This window comes from Nonomuraea endophytica, from assembly GCF_014203235.1.
GTDB lineage: Bacteria > Actinomycetota > Actinomycetes > Streptosporangiales > Streptosporangiaceae > Nonomuraea > Nonomuraea endophytica.
The window spans coordinates 280179-302973 of the sequence record NZ_JACHIN010000007.1; the positions used below are offsets into that span (position 1 = coordinate 280179).

The window sequence follows — 22795 nt, forward strand, 5'->3', positions numbered from 1 at the left end:
GCCCGGTCGCGCTGAGTCAGCGAGTTGCCCGATTCTCTCGGACCCAGCTCGCGGGCAGCACCGCGCCGACCGGGCGCCCGGCGACGAGTTCGCCGTCCCGGACGAAGCCCTCGGGACGGCCGCGCAGCCGTTCCACCAGCATGGCCCGCCACGGCCCGCCGACCGGCAGCTCGCGCAGCTCGTCCGGGTCATCGGCCAGGTCGAACAGCTGCTCGCGCCCGTCACCGCTGCGCCAGACGTACTTCCACCGCCCGTCGGTCAGCCAGTGCACGCTCCCGGCCCGCGCGGAGATCACATGCTCCCCGTGCAGGACGGGGCGCGGCGGCCCGGCGACCGCGTCGCGCCCCTCCACTCCGGCCGGAACCGGCAGCCCGGCGGCGGTGAGCAGGGTCGGCATGACGTCGCGCAGCTCCACCACCCGCGTGTCCACTCCCGGCGCGATGCCGGGACCGCCCAGGATGAACGGGATGCGCGCCGAACCCTCGTAGGGCAGCGACTTGCGGTAGAGGTGGTGGTCGCCCATCAGCTCCCCGTGGTCGGAGGTGAACAGCACGATCGTGTTGTCGGCCCCCTCCTCGGCGAGCACTTCGAGGATGCGGTTGACCTGCTGGTCGATGTGCGACATGTGCCCGTAGTAGCCGGCTCTGGCCCGCTGGTGCCGTACGACCGGCAGTTCCAGGTACGGCGAAGCCGGATCATACGGATTGCCGCTGTCGCCCCACATGTCCCGGGCCCACTCCCCCACCGGGACCGGCGGCATCTCGCGCTCCAGATACTGCTCGAACGCCCAGGCCGGCGGATCGTACGGCGGATGCGGCCGATGGAAGCTGGTGAACAGGAAGAACGGCCGCGAACGGTCCCGGGTCCGCAGGAAGTCCACGGTCCGCTGGGTGACCCAGTTCGTCGGGTGCTGCCACTCGGGCTTGTCCCACGGCCTGGCCACGATGCTGTTGCAGTCGACGCCGTGCTCGGCGTAGTCCGCGTCGGCCCGGCCGGTGGCCGCGCGCAGCCAGGGCACGTAGTCGTCGATGTCGGCCAGGTCGGCGGCGTGCCGGCGGGCGTGGTGCAGGTAGCCGTCGTGGAGTTCGACGCTTTCGAAGCCGAGCGTGTGGCGCTCGGGGTGGACGTGCATCTTGCCGATGGCGTGGGTGCGGTAGCCGTGCTCGGTGAAGGCTCCGGCCATGGTGGTCTCGTAGTCCCAGGGCACGCCGTCGGCGTACCCGACGCGGCCGTGGGTGGTGGCGCGCTGGCCGGTCATGAGGGAGGCGCGGGCCGGGACGCAGGTGGGGTTGGCGGAGTAGGCCCTGGTGAAGCGGCGGGCGCCGGAGGCCCAGCGGTCGATGAAGGGCGTCTCGACGACGGGGTGGCCGTCGATCGACAGGCAGTCGCCCCGCCACTGGTCGGTGAAGATCACCAGGATGTCAGGCTGTGCCACGGTGGACGAGACTCCAGTTCTGGAACAGGACCCGGCCGGGGCCGGGATCACTCAGGCGGTCGAAGAGCAGGTCGGCGGCGGGGGTGAAGTCCATGCGGTCGGGTTCGACGAACGTCACCCGGGTGGCCGGTTCGTGCACGCCGCCGACGGCGACGATGGCCACGTCGTCGGGCACGCGCAGGCCGAGGCTGCGCGCCGCCCAGCAGGCGGCGACCCCGGCGGAGTCGCTCAGCGCGAAGACGGCGGTGGGCCGGTCGGGCCGGTCGAGGAGCGCGAGCGCGGCGTCGTGCCCGCGTTCCCAGGAATTGTCCGTGTACGGCATGAGCCACTCCTCGGGCAGCTCCCCCAGCACATTCTGATAGGCCTCGAAACGCACCGCCCGGTAGTCGTCCTGCCCCTCGCCCGGCCAGCGGCGCAGGCAGGCGATGCGCCGGTGCCCGGCCCCGACCAGGTATCTCATGGCCTCCTCGCAGGCCTGCAGCTCGTTGCTGCGGACCACGTCGAAGCCGTCGGGTTCGATCCCGTTGCCGAACACCAGCAGCGCCAGCCCCATCCCGACGAGCGGTTCGAGCCTGGCCTGGTCGAAGCCGCGCCGGTGCCACAGATCGATCGCGGCCCCGTCGGCGACGTGCCGGCGCAGGTAGCCCTCCCAGTCGCCCTGGACGAACATCGCGGTCGCGTACCCGTGGCGCTCGGCCACCGCCGCCAGGTCGCGGGCCAGGGCTGCGGCGAAGGGCGAGCCCGGCCGCCGAGGCACCACGTACACCTGCTCGGTCCGCCCCCGCCGCAGCCCCCGGGCGGCGAAACTGGCCGAGTAGCCGAGCTCCGCAGCGGCGGCGAGCACCCGCTCACGGGTCTCCGGCCGGGCGCGGCCGTCGTCGCGTTTGTTCAGCACATAGGAGACGGTCGCCACCGAGACACCGGCCAGGCGCGCGACGTCACGGACGGTCGGTTTGGGCGGCACACGCCATTGTTAAACGTTTAACGCCATGCCGTCAACGGCACGTCCGCTCAGCCCACCCGCACGGAGATCGTGTGCCACCCGCTCGCGCCGTCCGGCGCCACCGGCGCCTTCTCCTCGGTCTGCGTACGGCCCGCCGCGTCCGTGGCCCGCACCTGGATCGTGTGCTCGCCCGGCGTGGCCTGCCAGTCGAGCGCCCACTGCCGCCAGGTGTCGGCGGTCGGCGCCTGCGCCAGCCGCGCCTGCTGCCACGCGCCGCCGTCCACCCGCACCTCGACGGCGTCCACCCCGGTGTGCTGCGCCCACGCCACCCCCGCGATCGTGGTACGGCCCGCCGCCACCTTGGCCCCGTCCCCCGGCAGGTCGATGCGCGACTGCGTCTTGATGGGCCCCTTGGCCGACCAGCCGCGCGGCGTCCAGTAGGCCTCGTCCCGGTCGAAGCGGGTGACCTTGATGTCGACCACCCACTTGGTGGCCGAGACGTACCCGTACAGTCCGGGCACGACCTGCCGCACCGGGAAGCCGTGGGTGAGCGGGAGCGGCTCGCCGTTCATGCCGACGGCCAGCAGCGCGTTTCTGCCGTCCATGACCACGTCCACCGGAGTTCCGCAGGTCCAGCCGTCGTCGGAGGTGGACAGCAGCATGTCGGCGTCGCGCTGGACGCCCGCCTCGCGCAGGACGGCGGCCAGCGGCACGCCGAGCCAGCGGGCGTTGCCGGCCAGGTCGCCGCCGACCTCGTTGGACACGCAGGTGAGCGTGACGTCGGCCTCGGTGAGGGGACGTTTGAGCAGGTCGGCGTAGGTCAGCTCGATGGGGCGGTCGACCATGCCGTGGATGCGCAGCCGCCACTCCTTGGGGTCGATCCTGGGCAGGATCAGCGCGGTATCGACCCTATAGAAGTCCCGATTTTTCGTGACAAAGGGGGTGAGGCCGTTGAGCCGGAAGTCCACGCCCTGCGGGAGCGGCGCGGCGGGCGTGGCGGCCTTCGGCAAGGTGACACCGCCGCGGGCGGCGTCGATCGCCTCGGACCCGGACCAGGCCCGGCCCAGAAAGGTCGAGGCCCCCGCGACCACCACACCACCGGCCGCCCCGACCAGCAACCGCCGCCGATCAAAGACACTGTCAGCCCCATGAACCGTAGGCCACTCAGACGGCCCATCCCCAGCCGGTCCGTCCCCATCCGACCCGTCCCCGGCCGGTCCGCTACCGGTCGCTCCGGGGCGGGCCGGCTCCTGAGCGACCGCCGGGGCCGTTCCGTACGCCCGCCGTACCAGAAAGCCGAGCACCCAGATCCCCACCCCGAGCCCGGCGACGGTCGGCAGCACGTCGGCCGGACCGGCGTCAGGACGGGTCAGCGCCGCCCACACCCCGATGACGGCGAAGGCGGCCAGCCCCGCCCGGCCGTACCCGATCCGCCGGGTCGCCAGCACGCCGAGACCCGCGGCGGCCGCCGCGAGCAGCACGAGCACCCCCGCGACCAGGACGGTCTTGTCGTTCTCGCCGAACGTCGCGATGGCCCAGTCCTTGACCGGAGCGGGCGACAGGTCCACGACCGCGTCGCCCACGGCCACCACGGGAAAGGCCTCGGGCCGCACGACGGCCGCGACCAGCTGGGCCACGCCCAGCGCCACGGCCCCGGCGACGAGCCCGGCCAACGCTCCCGCCCACGCGGGAACCACACTTTTACGCACACCCCGACGCTACGCCAGTGGAGGGGTGGAGGATCTTACGCCCTGGTTACGAGGAGTTCGCGGACGATCGGGTCGAGGGCGCGGAAGGCGCGGCCCCGGTGGCTGATGGCGTCCTTCTCCTCGGGCGAGAGCTCGGCCGCGGTACGGCTGCCGCCATCAGGCACGAAGATCGGGTCGTAGCCGAACCCGTGGGACCCGCGGCGCTCGCGGATCAGCCGGCCGGGCAGCGTGCCCTCGACCGCCCGCGTCTCCCCGGTGGGCAGCGCGAGCGCGGCGGTGCAGGCGAAGTGCGCGGTCAGCAGCGCGTCGGGCACGTCGCCCACCTGGGCGAGCAGCAGGTCGATGTTGGCCTCGTCGGCGCCGTGGCGGCCCGCCCAGCGGGCGGAGAAGACGCCGGGCATGCCGTTGAGCACGTCGACGCAGAGCCCGGAGTCGTCGGCGACCGCGGGCAGCCCCGAGCCCTGGGCGACCGCGACGGCCTTGAGCAGGGCGTTCTCCTCGAAGGTGACGCCGGTCTCCACGACGTCCTCGATCTCGGGGAACTCCTCCAGCCCGACGATGTCGAAGCCGGCGAGGATGCGCCGCAGCTCGGCGATCTTGCCCTTGTTGCGGGTGGCCAGAATGATCTTCACGCGCGCAGTGCCTCCTGCTGGTGGAGCGTCAGCTCCTCGCAGCCGGTGACGGCCAGGTCGAGGAGCTGGTTGAGCGCGTCACGGTCGAAGGGCGCGCCCTCGGCGGTGCCCTGCACCTCGACGAAGCTGCCCTCACCGGTCATGACGACGTTCATGTCGGTCTCGGCGGCGACGTCCTCGGTGTAGCAGAGGTCGAGCATCGGCACCGTGCCCACCACGCCCACGGAGACCGCGGCGACCGAGCCGACCAGCGGGTCTCCCGGACACATCTTGCGCTTGCGCATCCACGCGACCGCGTCGGCCAGCGCGACGTACGCGCCGGTGATGGCGGCGGTGCGGGTGCCGCCGTCGGCCTGCAGCACGTCGCAGTCGATCAGCACCGAGTTCTCGCCCAGCGCCTTGTAGTCGACACAGGCGCGCAGCGAGCGGCCGATCAGGCGGGAGATCTCATGGGTGCGCCCGCCGATCTTGCCGCGGACCGACTCGCGGTCGTTGCGCGTGTTGGTCGCGCGCGGCAGCATCGCGTACTCGGCGGTGACCCAGCCCTGACCGCTGCCGCGCCGCCAGCGCGGCACGCTGTCCTGGACGGAGGCGGCGCACAGGACCCTGGTGCCGCCGAACTCCACCAGCACGGAGCCCTCCGCGTGGGTGAGCCAATCGCGGGTGATGGTGATCGGGCGGAGCTGGTCGGGAGTGCGGCCATCCTGTCGAGACATGCAGATCACCCTATCTCCGCGGGCGTATACCCTTGACCGCCCCCGGCCTAGACATAGATCCTTACCCAATGACAACGGGGGTGTTACGAAACCCGGACTTCCTCCGATTCATGGGCTCACATCTGGCCAACGAGTTCGGAGCCAACATCGCACGGGTGGCCCTCCCCCTGGTCGCCGTGCTGTCGCTGCACGCGTCACCGCTCGAGGTGGGCGCGCTCGCAGCGCTGCAGTCCACCGCTTTCCTCATCATCGGTCTGCCCGCGGGGGTGTGGGTGGACCGCATGCGCAAGCGCAGGGTGATGATGCTCGCCGACGCGGGCCGCTTCTTGTTACTGAGCAGTATTCCGCTGACCGCCGCGCTGGGCGTGCTGAGCATGCCCGTCCTCTACACCGTCGCCCTGCTCGCCGGTCTGGCCCAGGTCTTCAACGACGTCGCCGACCCGACGTACCTGCCCGCGCTGGTCGGCAAGGAAGAGCTCACCGACGGCAACGCCAAGCTGGAGGTCGTGCGCAACGGGGGCGCGCTGGCCGGTCCGAGCCTGGGGGGCGCGCTGGTGCAGCTGCTGGGGGCTCCGCGCACCATGCTGGCCACCGCGCTGGGCGCCCTGGCCTCGGTCGTCTTCCTGGGCACGATCAAGAAACCGGATTCGGCACCCGTACGATCGGAACGTTCCCGGCTCCTGCCGGACATCGCCGTCGGCATGCGGGCCGTATGGGGTGACCAGGTGCTGCGCGCGTTCCTCGCCGCGACCGCAGCGACCAACATCTGCGTGAGCGCCGTGCTCAGCCTGTCGGTGTTGTTCCTGGCCACGGTGGTGCGACTGCCGCCCGGGTTCATCGGCGTGCTGCTCATGTCGGGCGCGATGGGGGGCCTGCTCGGCGGCGTGCTCGGCTCCTGGCTGTTCAAGAGGTACGGCCAGGCCAGGGTCACCTGGCTGGCCCTCGCCGTCAGCTCGCCCTTCGGCCTGCTGCTGCCCATGACCCAGGCCGACTGGCGCGTCTCCTTCTTCGCGCTGACCTCGATCGCCCTGTCCTTCGGCGGCATCCTCTACAACATCGGCGTGATCACCTACCGGCAGACGGTCATGCCGGAGAACGTGCTCGGCCGCGTCAACGCCACGGTCAGGTTCATCGTCTGGGGCACGATGCCGGTCGGCGCGCTGCTCGGCGGCATCGTGGCCCATGAGATCGGCGTGCGCGAGGCGCTGTGGGTGTTCATGGCGGGGCGGCTGGTCTCGTTCGCGCCCCTGCTGTTCTCCCGGCTGCCGCGCATGCGGGACTTCGTGAAGGTTCAGGCCAGCTCGTAGACCGCCCCGCTGCGGGCCAGCTCGATCGGGCCGTCGAACCCGCCGGCCGTGGCCTCGTCGAGCACTCGCAGCCGGTCGTGCCACGGCACGAGATGGGTCAGCACGAGCCTTCCCACTCCCGCCTTCGCCGCGTGCTCGGCGGCCTGGCGTCCGGTCAGGTGCAGGCCTCTCGGCAGGTCGGGGCCCTCCAGGAAGGAGGCTTCGCACAGGAGCAGGTCGGTGCCGTCGGCCAGCCGTACCAGTTCCTCCGACTCGCCCGTGTCGCCGGAGTAGGCGACGCTGCGCCCGCCGTGGGCGGCGCGGAAGCCGTACGTCTCGACAGGATGGTTGACGCGCCCGGCCGTCACCGTGAACGGCCCGATCTCGAAGCTGCCCGGGGCCAGCGCGACGAAGTCGAAGGCGGTCTCCAGGCCCGGCTCCTCGGGCATCCCGTAGGCGGCGGCCAGCCGCCGCGAAGCGTCTCTCGGCGCGTAGACGGGCACTTTCGGGTACGGCGCGGCCGGCCCATAGGTGCGTGCCACGTGATATCCGCACAGGTCGAGACAGTGGTCGGCGTGCAGATGGGTGAGGCAGATGGCGTCGACGTCATAGAGGTCGATGTGTCGTTGGAGCGCTCCCAGCGCTCCACTGCCGAAGTCGAGCAGCAACCTGAACCCCTCGGCCTCCAGCAGGTAGCAGGAAGCGGGGCTGTCCGGGCCCGGGAAACTGCCCGAGCATCCGACGATGGTCACCTTCATGTGGGCCTCCCATAAGAGGTACTACCCCCCACGGGTGCGAGGTCGACCGCGTCGATCTCCGGCCCCAGGAAGCGCCGCCCGAGCTGGGCGAACAGGGTCGAGTCGCCGGTGGCGAGGAATCGGTGCCGGGGGGTGGCGCCGTTCCCGGCCGCCAGGCCGCGGTCGTGCAGGATCCGGTAGACGTCCTTGGCCGTCTCGTCGGCGCTGGAGACCAGCGTGACGCCGTCACCGGCGACGTAGGAGATCGCGCCGGTCAGGAGCGGATAATGGGTGCAGCCCAGGATCAGCGTGTCGCATCCGTCGTCCTGGACGGGCGCCAGGTAGCCGCGGAGCACCTCGATGAGCTCGTCGCTCATCGTCTCGCCGCGTTCGACGTACTCGACCAGGCGTGGGGCGGCCACTCCGGTCAGGCGCATGTCGGGCGCGGCGGTGAAGGCGTCGTTGTAGGCCATCGACTCGATGGTCGCTCGGGTGGCGATCACGCCGACGCGGCCGTTGCGGGTGGCCCGCACGGCCCGGCGGGTGGCCGGCTGGATCACCTCGACGACCGGGACGTCGTAACGCTCGCGAGCGTCGCGCAGCACGGCGGCACTGGCGCTGTTGCAGGCGATCACGAGCATCTTGACGCCGGTCTCGACGAGGTGGTCCATCACCTCCAGGGCGTACTTGCGCAGCTCCGCGATGCGTTTGGGACCATACGGCTGGTTGGCCGTGTCGGCGACGTAGGTGACGGACTCATGAGGCAGCTGGTCGATGATCGCCCTGGCGACCGTCAGGCCGCCCACCCCGCTGTCGAAGATCCCGATGCTCGCGTCTGGCACGCATTCGAGGGTAGGCGACCTGCCCCGACTTCACCTCGTAAGAATGCTCACATTGTCACCCGCGTCCCACCCTGGCGAGTTGCCTCGACTGGGCCACCAGGCGGCCGGCCGAGTCCCAGACCTCGACCTCCTCGTCGAACCAGCCGTCGGAGATGAGGCGGCCGCTGCCCACCACCGTCAGCCAGCCGGGGGCGGGGACGGCGCGAAGATGCCAGGTCAGGTCCACGGTGGGCGCCCAGCCGCGGTGCCCGGCCGAGAAGACCACGGGCGGCAGCACGTCCACGGCCAGCGCCAGCACGTACGCGTCGGGGTCCTGCTCCTCCGCCATCCGGAAGTAGGCGCGCGACTCGGGGCGGCCGCTCGGCTCGCCGGTCAGCCAGCCGATCGTGGGCGGGTCGAAGCGCAGGTCGAGCTGGGCGTTGAGGGTCATGCCCGACTCGGGCTTGGGGTCGGGCAGCTTCCTGCAGTCCTCGATCGGGGGCAGCGCGGGCGGCTTCTCGCTGAAGCCGGGGTCGGCGCCCGACAGCGTGGCCGTGGTGATCAGGGCCTCGATCTGCGTGACATCGTTCTGGATCAGCCGCGCGCGGGCGAATCCCACGGTACGGCCGGCCTTCAGCGGCTCGACCAGCACCCGGGCCGGCCCCGGCGCCGGAGCCTTGTGGAACTGCGCCGAGGTGCTCACCGGATGTTCGAACGGCGAGGCGTCCACCGCGGCCCGCAGGATCACCGCCATCAGGTAGCCGCCGTTGAGCGGTCCCCCGATCGCGTAGCCGGGGTCGAGGCAGACGTCGTAGGTCTGGTCGTCGACCCTGATCGCCTGGGTCGCCTCGTCGAACTTGGTCATCCCGTTGCCACCTCAAGTCCGGAACTAAATTCTAGTAAACCCATACTCTAGGGCATCCCGCCTATCAGCGCGCCTACCTGCGTAAACGTGATTCCGGTGCGATGGTCGCGCGCATGGCACTCACCGAGCTCATGGGGCAGTCGGTCTGGGATTCCCAGGGCATCTGGGTCGGACACGTCGTGGACGTACGTGTGGTCAGGAACAAGGGCGGCCTCCAGGAGAGCCACACGGTTTACGGGCTGGTGGTCTCGGCCATCCGCGGGCCGGTCTTCTTCGGGCTGACCCGCGATCGCGAGGGGCGGTTCGGGTGGGTGTCCGAGGCGGTGGCCAAGGTCGTCTACACGGGGTGCACGTTCGTGCCGTGGGAGGCCGTCGAGGACTACGGGGACGGTGAGGTGATCCTCAAGACCGTCAAGAAGGAGCTTTCACGGGTGTAACACGATTTAGCCCATTGCAAGCCATCCGCTAGAGACATCCGATAACTTCCGTGTGGTCAAAAATCCACATTGTGAGTTGAGTGATGTCTGCGAATAATCCCCCGAGTGGCCAGGATCCGGATCGGACGACGGCATACCGCTGGAACGAGGAGCAGCAGCCGTACCCGCCGCAGCAGCCCTACCAGCAGCAGCCCCAGTACGGCCAGCAGCAGCCCTACGGTCAGCAGGCCGCTTACGGGCAGCAGCAGCCGTCCCAAGGCCAGCCCAACTACGGTCAGCCTGCCTACGGCCAGCCTTCATATGACCAGCCTGCGTACAACCAGCCTTCGTACGACCAGCAGCAACAGTACGGCCAGCAGCCTTATGGCCAGCAGCCCTACAACCAGCAGCAACAGCAGTACGGCGGCCAGCCCCAGCAGGGCGGCTGGCAGCAGGAGGGCCCCGAAGGATTCGGCCCCACGGAGCCGCCGGTCAAGCAGGGCGGCGGCAACCGCAAGGGCTGGATCATCGCCGGCATCGCGGCACTGGCCGTCATCCTGTTCGGCGGCGGCACGGTCTACGCGCTGAGCGCTCTGGGCGGCGGTGGCACGCAGCCGCACGAGGTGCTGCCGGCCGAGTCCCTCGCGTACATGCGCCTGGACCTCGACCCCGCCGCCAACCAGAAGGTGGCGTTGTTCCAGCTGGCCAGGAAGTTCACCGTCACGAAGGACTCCTTCCAGGGCGAGGACCCGCGCCAGGCGCTGTTCGACGCGGCCAAGAAGGACGACGAGCGACTGTCCAAGCTGGACTTCGCCAAGGACATCGACCCCTGGCTCGGCAGCCGGATCGGCGTCGGCGTCCTGCCGCCCGCCGGCGGTACGAAGGAGCCCGGCTTCGCCGTCGCCGTCCAGGTCAAGGACGAGGCGCAGGCCAAGACCGGCATCGCCAAGCTGATGGGCGAGGAGAAGTACGGCCTGGCCTTCCGCGACGACTACGCCATCCTCACCCAGAAGCAGGCCGACGCCGACAAGTACGCCACCGGCTCGACCAGCCTCGCCGACAACAGCGACTTCAGCGGCGACCTGGACGCCGTGGGCGAGCAGGGCGTTCTGTCCTTCTGGGGTCACGTGGGCAAGATCGCCGAGCTGGCCAAGCCCGACATGTCGCCCGAGGAGACGAAGGCGTTCGAGCAGGTCAAGAACGCCCGCTTCGCCGGCGCCGTCCGCTTCGACGCCGCCTACGCCGAACTCGCCGGCATCGTCAGAGGCGCCGACGGCCTGGTGAGCAGCGACCCCGAGTCGGCCAACCTCGCCACGCTGCCCGCCAGCACCGCGGGCGCGTTCTCCATCTCCGGCCTCGACCAGCTCATCACCAAGAAGTGGGCCGAGATCGAACAGTCCATGTCCTCCACACCCGGCGGCGCCCAGATGAAGCAGTTCGTGGAGCAGGCCAAGACCCAGTACGGCCTGGCCCTGCCCGACGACCTGGCCACCATCCTGGGCAAGAACCTGACGTTCGCGGTGGACGGCGACGGCCTGGACACCCAGCAGTACAAGGCCGGCGTCCGCATCGTGACGGACCCCGCCAAGGCCCAAGCCATCGTGGACAAGGTGGAAAAGGCGATCACCGCCCAGGGCCAGCCCGCCCCCCAGATCGCCAAGGTCCCCGGCGACGGCACCTTCACCCTGGCCACCACGGACGAGTACGCCAAGAAACTCGCCGAAGAAGGCACCCTGGGCGACAGCGAAACCTTCAAAACCGCCATCCCCGACGCCAGCGCCACCAGCTACGCGATCTTCGTAGACCTCGACAAGATCGAAAACCTCTACCTGAAGACCTTGCAAGGCGAAGACAAGAAGAACATGCAGGTCCTGCGAGCAGTGGGCCTGAGCGGCAAACAAACCACCACCGAGGCCACCTTCTCCCTCCGCCTCCTGTTCAACTAACAGCTACACCCCAGAAGGGGCAGCCCCCACCCGGGATGCTGCCCCTTCTTCACACCCACCCCCAGACCCGCGGATCGCCACCCCCCGAAGCACCAGCAGCCCGGACCCGACCCGACCCGCAGAGCCGCACCCCAACGCTTGTCAGCGCCGGTACGGCGAGACGACCCACGGCGCAACCCGGCGCAGCGCGCGCCACCCCACGCTTGTCGGCGCCGGTGCGGCGGGATGGTGTGCGGAGCAGCCCGGCGCAACACGTACGGCGGCAAGGTGGGAAGCACGGCCCCGGTCAAGGGTGGCTTGTGGCGGCGGGGACCACGTGCGACGTGAGAAGCGCCCGACGATCGGCGGCGACCCGCGTCGGCGGGAGGCGCCCACGTGGCCCGCCGTAACTCCTAAAGGCCTTGGACCTTGAGACCTTGAACTTCAAAGACCTTGAACTTCAAAGCCTTCAAGCCTCCCAAAGCCTCAAGAGCGTTCAAAAGCACTCCGAGACGCGGAGCAGATCACGCCCACAGCTGCCCGTCGAGGCGTTCCTCGGCCTCGTCGAGGGTGCCCTCGTACGCGCCGGTGGACAGGTACTTCCACCCGCCATCAGCCACCACGAACACCACGTCAGCCCGCTCCCCCGCCTTGACCGCCTTCCCGGCGACCCCGAGCGCCGCATGCAAAGCCGCCCCGGTAGACACCCCGGCGAAAATGCCCTCCGACGCCAGCAACTCCCGGGTACGCCGCAAGGCATCCCCCGACCCCACGGAAAACCGGGTCGTCAGCACGGACTCGTCATAAAGCTCAGGAATGAACCCCTCGTCCACATTCCGCAGCCCATAAACCAGCTCCCCATAACGAGGCTCAGCGGCGACGATCTGCACCCCGGGCACCCGCTCCCGCAGGAACCGCCCCACCCCCATCAACGTCCCGGTGGTCCCCAGCCCGGCGACGAAGTGCGTCACCGTGGGAAGATCAGCGAGGATCTCCGGCCCCGTCGACTCATAGTGGGAGCGCCAGTTGGCCGGGTTCCCGTACTGGTACAGCATCACCCAGTCGGGATGCTCGGCCGACAGCCCCTTGGCCACCCGGACGGCCTCGTTCGAGCCGCCGGCCGCGGGTGAGGAGATGATCTCCGCGCCCCACATCCGGAGCAGCTGCCGGCGCTCGTCCGAGGTGTTCTCCGGCATGACGCAGATCAGCCGGTACCCCTTCAGCTTCGCCGACATCGCCAGCGAAATGCCGGTGTTGCCGCTGGTCGGCTCCAGGATCGTGCAGCCGGGGGTGAGCAGGCCGTCCTTCTCCGCCTGTTCGATCATCCACAGCGCGGGACGGTCCTTGATGGAGCCGGTGGGGTTGCGGTCCTCGAGTTTGGCCCACACGCGCACCTCGGCGGAGGGCGAGAGCCGGGGCAGCCCGACGAGCGGCGTGCGGCCGACGGAGTCGATCAAAGATTCAAAGCGCATCGTGTACGGCTTCCGCCTCGGGCGCGGCCCCGGGAAGGGCCGGCGCTAAGGGATCTAGCTGGCGCCGCCGGCGACGGCGGGCAGGACGGTCACCGTGTCACCGTCGGACACGGGCGTGCCGAGACCGCCGAGGAAACGTACGTCCTCGTCGTTCAGGTAGACGTTCACGAACCGGCGCAGGGCGCCCTGGTCGACCAGGCGGTCCTTGATGCCGGGGTGCCGGGACTCCAGGTTGGCGATCAGCTCGTCGAGCGTGGCACCCTCGGCGTCGACGGCCTTGGCGCCGTCGGTGTAGTTGCGCAGGATGGTTGGGATGCGTACCTCAATGGCCATCGCTGATCAGGTCTCCTCATGTCGGGATGTGTCGGGGTGAGCGGGGGACCGTTCAGCGACAGTCGTAGACAACGACAGAGGGCGTGTGCGCGAAGAGGAAGTTCTGGACATGACGCACCCGGGCGGCGGTGGGGGCGGCGGTCCTCATGGGATAAACCTTACCTCTTCTTCGCTGATCTCCCCGTCGAGGATGCGGTAGGAGCGGAATTCGGTCTCGTCCTCTTCCCGGGTTGAGACGAGCACGTAATGGGCGTTCGGCTCGGCGGCGTAGCTCACGTCGGTGCGTGAGGGGTAGGCCTCGGTGGCGGTGTGGGAGTGGTAGATCACGACGGGTTCCTCGTCGTTGTCGTCCATCTCCCGCCAGACGCGCAGCTGCTCCAGTGAGTCGAAACGGTAGAAGGTGGGCGAGCGCTCGGCGTTCTCCATGGGGATGAACCGCTCGGGTACCCCATTTCGCCCCGCGATGACCCCACACGCCTCGTCGGGGTGGTCGGCCCGCGCGTGGGCCACGATCCTGTCCACCAGTTCCTGCGAGATCGTCAGCATGGGCCGGAAACTACCAGAGTGCGCGCACGAGGCTGTCCTGCAGGTAGGTCAGCCAGTCGTAGGTGACGTAGGCCGGGTAGCGCGGGTCGTCCTCGGACATCATCGCGATCTCGTCGTGCACCTCTTCGGTGACCTCCAGCCGCGTGCCCAGCGCCAGCCGTACGTCGTTGAGCGAGCGCAACCACGCCTGCGCCTGCTCGGGCGTGAGCTCGCTGCGGCCGGGCTTGGCCGTGTCCAGCATCGTCTGCGCGTCGGCGCGCTTGCCCTCGCGCAGCGTCGCCTCGGTGTAGCGGCGGAAGTCGGCCGAGTCCTCGTCGTCCTCGTAGGCGCTCGGGAACAGCCGCTTCAGCACCGGGTCCGACGGCGCCTGCGCGGCGCCGATGCCGAGCGCGCGCTCCAGCGGGTCGTCGCTGGTGAGCCCCGGCTCGACCAGCCCGAGCACCTGGGAGACCAGCGACTTGAGTATCGAGACCTCGGCGGGCTCGAACTCGGCGATCACGCCGTCCTTGTGCGAGCTGAAGCCAGAGCTCACAGGTTCCGCCTCACTTCGCCGAGTCCGGCTGGAGCGTCGCCCACAGGCCGTAGGAGTGAAGAATCTGCACATCGCGTTCCATTTCTTCACGCGTGCCGCTGGAGACGACGGCCTTGCCCTTGTGGTGGACGTCCTTCATGAGCTTCTCGGCTTTTTCCTTCGAGTAGCCGAAGACGGTCTGGAAGACATAGGTCACGTACGACATCAGGTTGACCGGGTCATTCCAGACGATCGTCACCCATGGCAGATCGGGCCGAACGTCCGTTGACGGACGCTCGACGGCGATTGGAGCGGTGCTACCCACATCCCCGAGTCTGCCCTATCTGGGCCGTAGTCTTCGAGTCGTGACTATGACCATGAGCACTGCGTTGCTCACAGATCACTATGAGCTGACAATGTTGCAGGCCGCGCTACGCAGCGGCGCCGCCCATCGACGGGCCGTGTTCGAGGTCTTCGCCCGTCACCTGCCGGGCGGGCGCCGCTACGGTGTCGTCGCGGGCATCGGACGGGTGCTGGAGGAGCTGGAACGCTTCCGTTTCGGCGAGGAAGAACTGGCCTACCTGCGCGACAAGCGGGTGGTGGACGAGTCGACTCTGGCGTTTCTCGCCGATTACCGATTTTCCGGGAGCGTGTGCGGTTACCGCGAAGGCGACCTGTACTTTCCGGCCTCGCCCATTCTCGTGGTCGAGGGCACGTTCGCGGAAGCCGTACTCCTCGAGACCCTGATCCTTTCGATTCTCAACCACGACTGCGCGATCGCCTCGGCCGCCTCGCGGATGGCCAACGCGGCCGGGGGCCGGCCGCTCATCGAGATGGGCTCGCGCCGCACGCACGAGCGGTCCGCCGTCGCCGCCGCCCGCGCCGCCTATCTCGCCGGGTTCACCGCGACCTCCAACCTCATGGCCGGCCACGCCTACGGCGTCCCCACAGCCGGTACGGCCGCGCACGCGTTCATCCTCCTGCACGACTCGGAGAAGTCCGCCTTCGAGGCCCAGATCGCCTCCTTCGGCGCCTCGACCACGCTGCTGGTGGACACCTACGACGTGCCCGAGGCGGTCAAGACCGCGGTCGAGCTGGCCGGCAGCGACCTGGGCGCGGTCCGGATCGACTCCGGCGACCTGGCCGCCGCCGCGCAGGAGGTACGCGAGCAGCTCGACGCCCTGGGCGCCTTCAAGACCCGCATCCTGGTCACCTCCGACCTCGACGAGTACGCGATCGCCGCCCTGGCCGCGGCCCCCGTGGACGCCTACGGCGTGGGCACCTCGCTGGTGACCGGGTCGGGGGTGCCGACGGCGGCGCTGGTGTACAAGCTCGTGGCCAGGGAGACCGCGACCGGCAAGCTGGAGCCGGTGGCCAAGCGCTCGGTGGGCAAGCCGTCGCGGGGCGGCCGCAAGCACGCGTACCGGCTGCTCGACGAGACCGGCCACTTCGAGACCGAACTGGTGACCACCTCGCCCGGGGGCGTGGTGCCGGAGGGCGGCGTCCCGCTGCTGCACCCGCTGGTCGAGGACGGCACGGTCGTGGGCGGCGAGCCCCTGGAGGCCGCTCGCGCCCGCCATCGCGAAGCCATCGCCCGCCTGCCCCAGGACGCCCTCCACCTCGGGCGGGGCTATGCGGCCATCCCCACGGAATTCGCCTGAAGTATCGTTCTTGGTATGAGCACGGCGCTGATCATCGTCGATGTGCAGAACGACTTCTGCGAGGGCGGCAGCCTTGCCGTGGCAGGCGGCTCGGAGGTCGCGGCGGCCATCACCCGCCACGTGACCGACCACGGCTACGCGCACGTGGTGGCCACCCGCGACTACCACGTCGACCCCGGCGAGCACTTCTCCCTGACGCCCGACTACGTGAGCTCCTGGCCCGCGCACTGCGTGGCCGGCACCCCGGGCGCCGACTTCCACCCCGCCTTCGACGTGGCGGCGGTGGAGGAGGTCTTCAGCAAGGGGGCGCACGAGGCGGCCTACAGCGGCTTCGAGGGCGCCTCCGGCGACGGCGTCTCGCTGGCCGACTGGCTCAACGCCCACGGCGTGCACCAGGTGGACGTGGTCGGCATCGCCACCGACCACTGCGTGCGCGCCACGGCGCTGGACGCGGTCAAGCACGGGCTCGCGGTGACCGTGCTGCTCGACCTGACGGCCGGGGTGGCCCGCCACACCACGGACAAGGCCCTCGCCGACCTCGCCGAAGCGGGCGCCAATCTGCAGGGCGCGCCGACGGTCCGTAGCTAGAGACTACGCAGAGTACTGGTCATGTGATATTCAAGACGGCGACACCCCTCTGTCCGCGAACTAATACGGAGAGTCACATCTCTCCTTCACCGTCTTGGGGTCTTTCATGCTCGCCATCTCCCTGGGCCTGGCATGGCTGGTGCTCGCGCCGCTCAGCCTCTGGGTGCTCTTCCGCGGCCGCAACCTCGCCAAGGTCGGCGCGGTGGTCACGCTCGTGCTTCTGGAGTCGGGTACGGTCGCCCTGGCCGACACCCTCGACCCGGAGCCGGTCGTGGTCTCCCACACCATGCCGCGCCCGGCGGCGTGCGCCGAGAGCGCCCCGGTCCCCTCGACCGCCCGGGTGGTCGGCCGCCGCAGCCTGGAGCTGACCTGGCCGGCCTCGGCGACCGAGTGCGACACGGCGAAGGTGCTGATGCGCCCCAAGGGCCACCGGCTGCGCGTGTGGATCCGCGAGGGCCCGCTGTCCGGCCGCCACCCCGGCGTCACCACCGTCCCGGTGCGCGTCGCCGGCGGCGCGGCCTCCCTCCGGATCCCCCTGCCCAAGCCCGGGGCCTACAAGGCCGTGGACGGCCGCACCGACCACCGCATCCCCGCCCCGGCCACGCACTCAGCACAACCCGCATCCCCAGACCGCCCGTAGACGCGCAGGCCGTATCCCCCGGGCGCGCGCTCACGCGCTGCCCGGAGAGGTGGTCAGCGGCGTTGGGTGGCCCAGGCGCGGATCTTGTCGATGCGTTCCTGGATCTGCTCGGCCGTGGCCTGGGCGATGGGCGGGCCGCCGCAGGCGCGGCGCAGGTCGTTGTGGATGACGCCGTGCGGCTGGCCGGTGCGGTGGTTCCAGGCGCCGACGAGGCCGTTGAGCTCGCGGCGCAGCTCGGCCATCTGCTCGTGCGGCGCCAGCGCGGGCGCGGCCGTCTCGGCCTTCTTGGTCTTGGCTGCCTGCTGGTCGGACTGGCGCTTGCGCAGCAGGGTCGCGACCTGGTCGGGTTCGAGCAGGCCGGGCAGGCCGATGAAGTCTTCCTCCTCGGCCGAGCCGACCTCGGCGCCGGTGCCGAACTCACCGCCGTCGAACAGCACGCGGTCGAAGGTGGCCGACGTCTCCATGGTCTCGAACGGCAGCTCGTCGCCCAGGACGTCGGGGTTGTCCTTCTTGCGGTTGGCGTCCTGCAGGAGGGAGTCGTCGAGACCGTCCTCAGGGGGGCGCTTGTTGAGGATGTGGTCGCGTTCGACCTCCATCTCGTTGGCCAGGCCCATGAGGGTCGGCACCGAAGGCAGGAAGACCGAGGCCATCTCGCCGCGTTTGCGGGCCCGCACGAAGCGGCCCACGGCCTGGGCGAAGAAGAGCGGGGTCGAGGTGGAGGTGGCGTAGACGCCGACGCACAGGCGCGGGATGTCGACGCCTTCCGAGACCATGCGGACGGCGATGAGCCAGCGGTCCTCCGACACGGCGAACTGCTTGATCTTCTTGGAGGCGCCCGGGTCATCGGAGAGCACGACGGTGGCGCCCTCGCCGCTGATGTTGCGCAGGTGGCGGGCGTAGGCGCGGGCGGCCTCGTGGTCGGTGGCGATGACCAGGCCGCCGGCGTCGGGCACGCCGCGGCGTACCTCGGTGAGGCGGCGGTCGGCGGCCTGCATCACCTGGCGGATCCAGTCGCCCTTGGGGTCGAGCGCGGCCCGCCAGGCCTGGGAGAGCTGGTCCTTGGTGAGCGGGGTGCCGAGGGTGGCGGCGATCTCGTCGCCGGCGCGGGTGCGCCACTTCATCTCGCCGGAGTAGGCGAGGAAGATCACCGGGCGGACGACGCCGTCGTCGAGGGCGGGGCCGTAGCCGTAGGAGTAGTCGGAGACGCTGCGCTTGAAGCCCTCGGCGTCCTCGGCGTATTCGACGAAGGGGATGGGGCTGTCGTCGGATCGGAACGGGGTGCCGGTGAGCTGGAGGCGGCGGGTGGCGGGTTCGAACGCCTCGCGGATGCCGTCGCCCCACGACTTGGCGTCGCCGGCGTGGTGCACCTCGTCGAAGATGATCAGCGTCTTGCGCGCCTCGGTGCGGGCGCGGTGGAGCGCCGGGTGCATGGCGACCTGGGCGTAGGTGACCGCGACGCCGATGTAGTCGCGTGAGGTGGCGCCCTGGCTGTTCTTGAACTCGGGGTCGATGTTGATGCCGACCTTGCCCGCGGCGTCGGCCCACTGGCGCTTGAGGTGCTCGGTGGGCGTGACGATGGTGATCGCCCTGATCACGCCGTTGGCCAGGAGCTCGCTGGCGATGCGCAGGGCGTAGGTCGTCTTGCCCGCGCCCGGCGTCGCCACCGTGAGGAAGTCACGGGGTTCGCGCCTGAAGTAGAGGTCGAAAGCCTCCTGCTGCCAGGCCCTCAGCTTGGGGGCGGTGCCCCATGCTGCCCTGTCGGGATAGGAGGGTGACAGATGGGATGCGGCGAACGTGCTCACCGCATCACCCCTGGGGTTCGTGTGCTTCGCTCTCTCACAGTGACCCAAGAGTAATCGGGCCCACCGACAAGACGTGCCGTGGAACCTGGATCCTGGCCAACCTCATCCTTGCGTGCTATTGGGCGTCACGCGGCTTATCGCACGCTCGCCATCACCGTGTCGAGGGCCTCGATTGAGGCGGTATCCGCAGGTTGGAGCAGCCCGACCAGCAGAACGGAGCGCCCGGGCCGGGTGAGAAGAGTCACCCTCAGGTACGCGGGACGGTTGACCACATCTCGATATTCGGCCCGGAGCGCCCGCGTGTATCCCTGAGGCAGGGCCCGGTCGTCGACGATGTCGACCTTGTCGCCTTTGAGGAGCAGCCGCGAGTAGAGCTGCGCTGTGTCGGCGACCATCGTCCGCGCCCCCTGCGAAGAGTGCGGTACGGCCCGCGCCATCACCACCCCCCGCTCCGACCGGGCCACCGAGGTGAACCCGGTCACCGGCGCCACCACCCCCTCCTGCCATCCCTGCGGCAACGTCAACGTCACCTGGGCGACGGCGTCCACGAGCCGCCCCTGGACCGGCGGCGGGGTCGCCATCCTGAACACGACCACGACCAGCGCGCCGACCAGCCCCGCGGCCACGAGGAGCGCCAGCACGGCCCCGGCGCGCCTGCGCCAGCGCCAGCGGCGGACCGGGCTGGGCGTGGCGGGCCTGCCGTAGTAGCGGGCGGAAGGGGGCAGCGACTCCCACGGCGGCGGCTCGACGTCGCGGCCCGCCGTACGCCTGAGTGGGGGGTTCCACGGCTCGTCGGGGTCGTCGGGCAGCGGAGGGGTGCCGCGCGGTGAACCGGGCGGCCAGACGCGGTGATCGTCCTCCATCGCACCTCCTCGTCCCGCTGTCCTATCACTCCTCCCGCCGACGATTCCGGCGATCCGCGATCGCTGGGACGAGAGGGGAAAGTTAGACGATTGAGGGGTACGGCGGGGCGCGAGTCGCCGGCGGGGGCACGATCAGTGCCTACCCGGCAACGCGCCCGCTCACTCCGCGCGATCAGGTCGCGGTACGGGCCGAAAGGAGTGTCGCGGCCAGTGCGATGGCGGCCATGAGGCAGGAGATGACGATGAAGCCGGTCGCGATCTGTGAAGGCGCGTGGCCGATCATGTTCACCAGGGCGCCGCCCACGCCGATGGTCAGGGCGGAGCCGAGCATGTCGGTGACCGAGAGGGCGGCGGAGTTGGCGCCCTGCTCGTTGAGCGGCGACTGCTTGAGCGCGGTGACGCTGACCGTGGTCATGCCGAGGCCCATGCCGAAGCCGGCGATGATCCAGGCGGGCACCGCGACCCACCCGGTGATGCCGGGCAGGACGGACAGCATGGTGAGGAGCACGCCGATCATCACGCAGAAGGCGCCCAGCCGGATGCGCTTGTGGGGCAGGGCTTCGCGGCGGCTCTGCAGGTAGGAGCCGGTCGACCAGCCGAGGGCGCCGGTGGTGAGCGCGATGCCGGCGGTGGTGGCGTCGAAGTCCTTGACCTCCTGCAGCGCGAGCGGGATGTAGGCGTTGACGCCGAAGAAGGCGGCCGAGAAGAACCCGCGCATCATGACCGTGGTGGGCAGTCCCCGGCCGAAGCGCAGCGCGTGCGGCGGCAGCAGCCGGTACAGGCCGTAGCCGAGCGCGGCCAGCCCGACCACGCCGATCAGGCCGGTGACGACCGTGTGCGTCTGGATGCCGTAGAGCAGCGCGCCGGCGCCCACGGCGGCGCAGGTGGCAGCCAGCGCCATCAGGCCCGGCCGGGAGCGCGGGCCGGTCGAGGGGACGGCCTCCTCGGTGGGCTTCTTGTTCAGGGCGGGCACGAGCATGACCAGCGCGGGCACCACGAGCGGGATGATGCCGTAGAAGACCCACTCCCAGCCGAACCGGTCGCCGACGAAGCCCGCGATGGCCGGTCCGACCATGGCGGGCACGACCCAGGCCGCGGACAGCCCGGCGAAGACCCTGGGACGCACCTCGGCGGGATACACCCGGGCGATCATCACGAACAGCGCCACGATCGTGGTCCCCGCCCCGAGCCCCTGTACGGCCCGCGCCACGATGAACATCTCCTTGCTGAACGCCGCCCCGGCCAGCCCCATCCCGGCGACGAACAGCACCACGCCCACCAGGAACGGCATGGTGTAGCCGCGCCGGTCCGACCAGAGCCCCGACACCACGTTGGCGAACAGGCTGGCGATGAGGAAGGCGGAGAAGCTGATGCCGTACAGCGCCTCGGCGTGCAGGTCCTTGGAGACCTGGGGCATGACGACGCCGACGGACATGCCTTCGAAGGCGATGAGGGTGGCGACGAGGAGGATGCCGAAGGTGGCCGTGCGGTAGGCGGGCCCGAAGATACGGGGTGGGTCGACTGGAGCGTCCAGAGTCTTCGGTGCTGTCACCCCCATATCCTAGATGTCGCCATTTTTCACTTCAAAGTAACCCCGGCGTTGCGGCCACAACCCGGTAGCCAGGGAGGATGGCGTCATGCGATCTTCCACCAAGCCCGAGCGGGCCGAGCCCGGCACTCTGCTGGGCGGCGGCTCGCTGCTCGCCGGTCTCGCCGGCCTGGCCAGCGGCCCCGTCTGGGCCCTCGCCCCCGGCGGCTGGATGGCCGCCGGCTACGCGCCCAACCCGTTCAGCCTGATCGCCGGCCTGGTCGGCCTTCTGTTCGGCCTCGGCGGGCTGCTCACGGGGCTGGCGACCTGGCGCACCGGCGGCAGCCGCGCGGGCGCGCTGCTGGCCACCGCCGGCCTGGCCGTGTCCCTGCTGTCGTTCGTGTAGACCGGTCAGGTCTCCGTGCCGCGGTAGGCCGCCCACATCTCGTGCATCCTGACCGCCTGACCCTGCGTGAACTCCTTCATGCACCGGTCGTAGGAGTAGTCCATGAAGTTGCGGATCGGGTCGGTCCCGCCCAGCGGGCAGGTGTCCTTGACGCCCGGGCAGCCCTCGGTCGGCAGCGCCTCGGGCGGCGTGTCGTCCACGCCGTCGCCGGGCTCCTCGCAGCCGTTCTCGAAGGTGTGGAAGAGCCCGAGCCAGTGGCCGATCTCGTGCACGCCGGTGAAGCCCAGGTCGAAGTTGCGCAGGGCGCCGCCGGGCAGGCTGCGCCAGTCGACGACGACGCCGTCCAGGCGCGGGCCCGAGGCGTACCAGAAGGGGTAGGTCGAGAAGCCGAGCACGAGTTCGCTGAGCTGGCCGATGTAGAGGTTGAGCGTCTGCACGCCGCCCTTGCGCAGGTGGCCCTTCATCGCCGCCTCGTGGCCCAGCGGGTCGCCGAACCAGGAGGTGTTGCGGGTGAGCGTGATCCCGTCCAGGCGGAAGCGGACGCCGGTGTCGACGCCGCCGAATTGCCCGCCGTACGCGGAGTTGAGCGCGGTGATCTGCGAGCGCACGGCCTCGTCGGGCGCCCGCCGGCGGCCGTCGGTGAGCACGTGCACCCAGGTCGAGATCGTGATCGAGGTCGGCGGCTTGGTGTCGCCGAGCCGCTCGCCGAGTTCGGCGAGCACCTCGCGCACCTGCCGCGGATCGGGCTCGCGCACGTGCGGAGCGCGCACGTCGGGCGGGCGCTCCGCGCTCAGCCTGGGTACGGCGGGCCGTTCGCAGGACGCGGCGGCAGCAGCAGAGTGGTCGATCGGTGGCACGGCCGCGAGCAGGCACACCAACAGAACGGCGGTCGCACGCCGGGCCATGCAGTCCCCCGATACGGCATGAGCAGGTCAGGACATCCCGACCGTAGCCCTACCG

24 protein-coding genes are annotated in these 22795 nt (G+C 70.3%); 7 read left to right on the forward strand and 17 right to left on the reverse strand.

Annotated features, from left to right (window positions below; all coding sequences use genetic code 11):
- Window positions 1–16: 16 nt before the first annotated feature.
- Genes HNR40_RS26415 through rph form a run of 5 tightly spaced genes read right to left on the reverse strand, consistent with a single transcriptional unit; the run spans window position 17 to window position 5435 of the window.
- Window positions 17–1435, reverse strand: a complete 1419-nt coding sequence (locus HNR40_RS26415) for an arylsulfatase (protein WP_184965829.1) — start codon at window positions 1433–1435, stop codon at window positions 17–19.
- Window positions 1422–2399 carry a LacI family DNA-binding transcriptional regulator gene (locus HNR40_RS57370; RefSeq protein ID WP_184965831.1) on the reverse strand — a complete coding sequence of 326 codons (978 nt, stop codon included), beginning with the start codon at window positions 2397–2399 and terminating at the stop codon, window positions 1422–1424. Before HNR40_RS57370 ends, HNR40_RS26415 begins: the two co-directional genes overlap by 14 nt.
- A 47-nt stretch (window positions 2400–2446) precedes the next feature.
- Window positions 2447–4087, reverse strand: coding sequence for a molybdopterin-dependent oxidoreductase (locus HNR40_RS26425; RefSeq protein WP_312896517.1), 1641 nt, complete (start codon window positions 4085–4087; stop codon window positions 2447–2449).
- Window positions 4088–4122: 35 nt separating this feature from the next.
- A complete protein-coding gene (rdgB, locus tag HNR40_RS26430; protein WP_184965834.1) occupies window positions 4123–4719 on the reverse strand; it encodes an RdgB/HAM1 family non-canonical purine NTP pyrophosphatase in 597 nt (198 codons plus the stop codon).
- The gene (gene rph / locus HNR40_RS26435; protein WP_184965835.1) at window positions 4716–5435 is read right to left on the reverse strand and encodes a ribonuclease PH; all 720 of its coding nucleotides are present in this window, start codon (window positions 5433–5435) and stop codon (window positions 4716–4718) included. Before rph ends, rdgB begins: the two co-directional genes overlap by 4 nt.
- A 110-nt stretch (window positions 5436–5545) precedes the next feature.
- Here rph and HNR40_RS26440 point away from each other — a divergent pair, with 110 nt between their 5' ends.
- Window positions 5546–6742 carry an MFS transporter gene (locus HNR40_RS26440; protein ID WP_184965836.1) on the forward strand — a complete coding sequence of 399 codons (1197 nt, stop codon included), beginning with the start codon at window positions 5546–5548 and terminating at the stop codon, window positions 6740–6742.
- On the opposite strand, the gene HNR40_RS26445 is transcribed toward HNR40_RS26440, so the two are convergent.
- The 3 genes from HNR40_RS26445 to HNR40_RS26455 are packed head-to-tail and all read right to left on the reverse strand — an operon-like array spanning window position 6727 to window position 9144.
- Complete coding sequence (locus HNR40_RS26445) at window positions 6727–7479, reverse strand: MBL fold metallo-hydrolase (RefSeq protein ID WP_184965837.1); 753 nt, start codon at window positions 7477–7479, stop codon at window positions 6727–6729. The genes HNR40_RS26440 and HNR40_RS26445 overlap by 16 nt on opposite strands.
- The gene (murI, locus tag HNR40_RS26450) at window positions 7476–8300 is read right to left on the reverse strand and encodes a glutamate racemase (RefSeq protein ID WP_184965838.1); all 825 of its coding nucleotides are present in this window, start codon (window positions 8298–8300) and stop codon (window positions 7476–7478) included. Before murI ends, HNR40_RS26445 begins: the two co-directional genes overlap by 4 nt.
- Before the next feature lie 55 nt (window positions 8301–8355).
- Window positions 8356–9144 (reverse strand): thioesterase family protein, encoded by a 789-nt coding sequence (locus HNR40_RS26455; protein WP_184965839.1) that lies wholly within the window; start codon window positions 9142–9144, stop codon window positions 8356–8358.
- A gap of 113 nt (window positions 9145–9257) precedes the next feature.
- On the opposite strand from HNR40_RS26455, the gene HNR40_RS26460 reads away from it, so the two are divergent.
- Window positions 9258–9581, forward strand: coding sequence for a hypothetical protein (locus HNR40_RS26460; RefSeq protein WP_184965840.1), 324 nt, complete (start codon window positions 9258–9260; stop codon window positions 9579–9581).
- 83 nt (window positions 9582–9664) lie between these two features.
- Window positions 9665–11506: a DUF3352 domain-containing protein gene (locus tag HNR40_RS26465; protein ID WP_184966357.1), complete on the forward strand. Its 1842-nt coding sequence runs from the start codon at window positions 9665–9667 to the stop codon at window positions 11504–11506.
- 503 nt (window positions 11507–12009) lie between these two features.
- On the opposite strand, the gene HNR40_RS26470 is transcribed toward HNR40_RS26465, so the two are convergent.
- The 5 genes from HNR40_RS26470 to clpS form a co-directional block, all read right to left on the reverse strand.
- Window positions 12010–12957 (reverse strand): PLP-dependent cysteine synthase family protein, encoded by a 948-nt coding sequence (locus tag HNR40_RS26470; protein ID WP_184965842.1) that lies wholly within the window; start codon window positions 12955–12957, stop codon window positions 12010–12012.
- A gap of 54 nt (window positions 12958–13011) precedes the next feature.
- Window positions 13012–13290: a MoaD/ThiS family protein gene (locus HNR40_RS26475; protein WP_157249969.1), complete on the reverse strand. Its 279-nt coding sequence runs from the start codon at window positions 13288–13290 to the stop codon at window positions 13012–13014.
- Window positions 13291–13434: 144 nt separating this feature from the next.
- Window positions 13435–13836, reverse strand: a complete 402-nt coding sequence (locus tag HNR40_RS26480) for a M67 family metallopeptidase (RefSeq protein WP_184965844.1) — start codon at window positions 13834–13836, stop codon at window positions 13435–13437.
- Between the two features lie 10 nt (window positions 13837–13846).
- Window positions 13847–14368: a DUF2017 domain-containing protein gene (locus HNR40_RS26485; protein ID WP_184965846.1), complete on the reverse strand. Its 522-nt coding sequence runs from the start codon at window positions 14366–14368 to the stop codon at window positions 13847–13849.
- Between the two features lie 10 nt (window positions 14369–14378).
- Window positions 14379–14672: an ATP-dependent Clp protease adapter ClpS gene (gene clpS / locus HNR40_RS26490; RefSeq protein WP_184965848.1), complete on the reverse strand. Its 294-nt coding sequence runs from the start codon at window positions 14670–14672 to the stop codon at window positions 14379–14381.
- Window positions 14673–14763: 91 nt separating this feature from the next.
- Between clpS and HNR40_RS26495 the strand changes: the two genes are divergently transcribed.
- From HNR40_RS26495 to HNR40_RS26505, 3 genes are all read left to right on the forward strand, one after another.
- Window positions 14764–16008, forward strand: a complete 1245-nt coding sequence (locus HNR40_RS26495) for a nicotinate phosphoribosyltransferase (RefSeq protein ID WP_246509488.1) — start codon at window positions 14764–14766, stop codon at window positions 16006–16008.
- Between the two features lie 15 nt (window positions 16009–16023).
- Window positions 16024–16596, forward strand: a complete 573-nt coding sequence (locus HNR40_RS26500; protein WP_184965852.1) for an isochorismatase family protein — start codon at window positions 16024–16026, stop codon at window positions 16594–16596.
- Between the two features lie 106 nt (window positions 16597–16702).
- Complete coding sequence (locus HNR40_RS26505; protein ID WP_184965854.1) at window positions 16703–17236, forward strand: hypothetical protein; 534 nt, start codon at window positions 16703–16705, stop codon at window positions 17234–17236.
- A 53-nt stretch (window positions 17237–17289) separates the two neighbouring features.
- On the opposite strand, the gene HNR40_RS26510 is transcribed toward HNR40_RS26505, so the two are convergent.
- The 3 genes from HNR40_RS26510 to HNR40_RS26520 all read right to left on the reverse strand — a co-directional run bounded on the left by HNR40_RS26510 (window position 17290) and on the right by HNR40_RS26520 (window position 21459).
- Complete coding sequence (locus HNR40_RS26510) at window positions 17290–19038, reverse strand: DEAD/DEAH box helicase (protein ID WP_312896518.1); 1749 nt, start codon at window positions 19036–19038, stop codon at window positions 17290–17292.
- Between the two features lie 134 nt (window positions 19039–19172).
- On the reverse strand, window positions 19173–19901 hold the full coding sequence (locus HNR40_RS26515; protein WP_184965856.1) for a hypothetical protein: 729 nt from the start codon (window positions 19899–19901) through the stop codon (window positions 19173–19175).
- 172 nt (window positions 19902–20073) lie between these two features.
- On the reverse strand, window positions 20074–21459 hold the full coding sequence (locus HNR40_RS26520; RefSeq protein ID WP_184965857.1) for an MFS transporter: 1386 nt from the start codon (window positions 21457–21459) through the stop codon (window positions 20074–20076).
- A gap of 79 nt (window positions 21460–21538) precedes the next feature.
- Here HNR40_RS26520 and HNR40_RS26525 point away from each other — a divergent pair, with 79 nt between their 5' ends.
- Entirely contained in the window at window positions 21539–21835 is a 297-nt protein-coding gene (locus HNR40_RS26525) for a hypothetical protein (RefSeq protein ID WP_184965858.1), read from the forward strand.
- Window positions 21836–21840: 5 nt separating this feature from the next.
- Here the strand turns inward: HNR40_RS26525 and HNR40_RS26530 are convergent, their stop codons facing one another.
- Entirely contained in the window at window positions 21841–22740 is a 900-nt protein-coding gene (locus HNR40_RS26530) for a zinc metalloprotease (RefSeq protein ID WP_184965859.1), read from the reverse strand.
- Window positions 22741–22795: the final 55 nt, after the last annotated feature.